2 protein-coding genes are annotated in these 2,844 nt (G+C 35.4%); one reads left to right on the top strand and one right to left on the bottom strand.

From position 1 onward, the window contains the following. Positions 1–73 precede the first annotated feature (73 nt). A complete protein-coding gene (locus ABF281_RS00595) occupies positions 74–202 on the bottom strand; it encodes a hypothetical protein (RefSeq protein WP_347179762.1) in 129 nt (42 codons plus the stop codon). Between the two features lie 421 nt (positions 203–623). Here ABF281_RS00595 and ABF281_RS00600 point away from each other — a divergent pair, with 421 nt between their 5' ends. Next, a complete protein-coding gene (locus ABF281_RS00600) occupies positions 624–2,783 on the top strand; it encodes a YHYH protein (RefSeq protein ID WP_347179763.1) in 2,160 nt (719 codons plus the stop codon). Positions 2,784–2,844: the final 61 nt, after the last annotated feature.

A 2,844-nucleotide genomic window follows, 5' to 3' on the forward strand; every position in this document is an offset into this window, starting at 1 on the left:
ATTTAAAAATAAGAAAATGAATGCTTCCCTTATTGGTAATCCTAAATTTCTTTACTCAATTTGTCAACCAAAATTATTCTTTTGGAAAACGATTTTTAAACTCTTTTTCGATTTGAACAATCATCAATACTGGAAGAAGTGTGACCAAAGCTATTCCTACCCAAATAGCCCACATTTGATGGAAATTGATAAAAAAAGCCATAATACCGTTTTTTTCTTAATGGTCATCTGAGGAGTCAAATCTTAGATCCTGTTTTGTATGGACTCTTCCTTATTTTCGTAGATGTCCAATTTTTCATTTTTATTTAAATATGGATTAGTCTTATTTTCAACCTATGAAGCTGTTTTTCCTTAAAGTTCTTACTTGTTGGAAAAATCAACATTCCATTTAATTAAGTACAATAAATAAGAATGATAAGGCTTAACAAGCCAATAATACTAAAAGTAAATTTTAAAATAAGCGTTTAAATTTCATAGCAAAGGTTGAAAAGGTAAAAACTAAGTGTCTTCTTATCCAGTAGATATAGAACGTTACCCTCTTTTGATACTTTCTAGGTTTTATTATTTCTGTTTATCAATTACTATTGAAAAACAAGTTATATTTGATATAACTGTATTATTGAATGATGAAAAACCATAAACTATATTCTACTGCGCTATTCGTTTTTTTCTTTTTTTCTATTGGATTTACAAATGCGCATTCTGGATATCACTCAGATAGTCATACTAAGTCTTGGCAACTTATTGAAAGTAATAAAACATTTGAAGCTGATTATATTGCTTTGATCAAGGATATTGTTTTGCTAAAAGACATAAAAACAGGGGTTGTATTTGAATATCCCTTGACCGATTTTGTAATGGAAGATCAATTTTTGATTCTTAAGCGACATGAGTTGACTGCGCACATCAATGCGAATTTAGCATTGCCTATTCCAGTTAAAAAAGAAGCCTCTGGATTAAAAATAACCAAAGGGAATGTAAACATTAGTTTGATATTGTTATTGCTTATGGTAACCTCTTTAGTCCTTTACTGGTCAAGCACTAACCGTAAAAGTTTTTTAGCTCCAGCTTTGTTTTCTTTATTATTTTTAATTTTTATAACCTGCTCAGTAGAAGAGGATCCTGTCCCTGCGCCTGCTGCAGTTGTTGCTCCAGTAACTCCTACTGCGCCTGAAGAAAATACGGAAACAAATGATACCACGGACACTTCTACTGAGACAGACAACACCACAGACCCCTCAACGGACACGGATAATTCAACGGGAGATGGCGCTTTATTATCAACAATTCAGTCTCATTTTGCTGCCTACACTGGAGTTAGTATTAGCGCCGATGATGAATATTTTTACATTGCCTCCTACAGTTGGCCAGAACATAACATGGGTACCGGGATCACTGCATGGCAAGAACAAGTTCCTATTCCACAAAATTATCAAGGAGACAATAGCTGGGCAATTCCTTTGAATCCTGAAATGGCAGATACCCCTCTTAGTACTTCTGACCATCTTTTGAAAGGAGCTTTGGCAGTTGCTGTAAATGGAGTCCCTATTTTTAACGTTTTCAATAATCGTGGAGAAAACTCTTATGAACTTGGAGAACTAGACAATTGGGGAGGACACTTTGGAAGGGGGGATGATTATCATTATCACTTAATTCCAACCCATTTGGAAGATGAGATAGGAACAGAAACCCCCTTAGCTTACGCACTTGACGGATATCCCGTTTATGGCTATACAGACGAAACACTTGATGCCGCTTTTGGTCGTGAAGATAGTAATGGTAATTATCGTTATCACGCTAAAACAACAGCACCATATTATATGCCCTATATGATGGGTAAAGTAACGTTAGACCCAACCACTACTGCTCCAGAAGATCAAGTAATTCCTCAAGCAGTTCAAAATGCAGTTCGTCCTTCCAATACATTCAAAGGAGTTAATGGAGCCGTAGTAATAGGAATTACAGAGACAGGAGAAAATGCCTTCTCTTTTGAATATGAAGTGTCAGGCACTAAATACTATGTAAATTATAGCTGGGATGAAAATTGTAACTTCACCTATGTTTATAATGATGAAAATGGAGGAACTTCAAATTTACCAACTAACGGAAGTATAGACACCGGAACTGGAAATGTAGAAAGTTTCAATAATGTCAGCTTTTGTGTTGATGTGAGTTTAGGAGAAGGAGGCAGCAGCAGCAGCACAAATAGTGACGTTGATACTGTAGACCCTTCTGACGATTCTTTAATTGATACTGGAATTGAGGGCTATAGTGTTGTTTCTCAAAATTCAGAATTCACTTTGTCTAGTATTGCAATTGACTCTGATGGCGAAATATTAAGTGACTACCAATGTGAAGAAAAAATAAACGGTTCAGAAAAATCAATTCCTATTTCTTGGTCCAATGTTCCTGAAGGGACAGGCTCCTTGGCAATATCAATTCATGCCTATACTAACAGTGCCGTAGTTGAAACGAACTCTTACCTTACTATTTGGGATATCGATCCTACTGTAACAGAAATTGCATATGGAGGCGCTGATGATGGAGATTGGTATATGGGACCCAACAAAGATGGAGTAGGGATATCTTACACTTCCCCTTGTAATCCAAACGGTAATTCTTCAACCTATTTTATGACGATTTATGCGCTTTCTGAAACTCCGAGTAGTCTACCGTCAGAAAACTCATTGACCGTAGATTATGATACATTGATTGAAGCAATTGGAACAGTCACATTAATTGATAGTATTGAAATGGAATACGTTTCAAGTTCTTCCAATTAACCAGTATTAAAGAGGTATTTAAAAGGGAATACTTTGCTCCCTTTTTTTACTTTTTGATAAA

Origin of the sequence: Wenyingzhuangia sp. (genome assembly GCF_039768515.1) — a bacterium.
Taxonomy (GTDB): domain Bacteria; phylum Bacteroidota; class Bacteroidia; order Flavobacteriales; family Flavobacteriaceae; genus Wenyingzhuangia.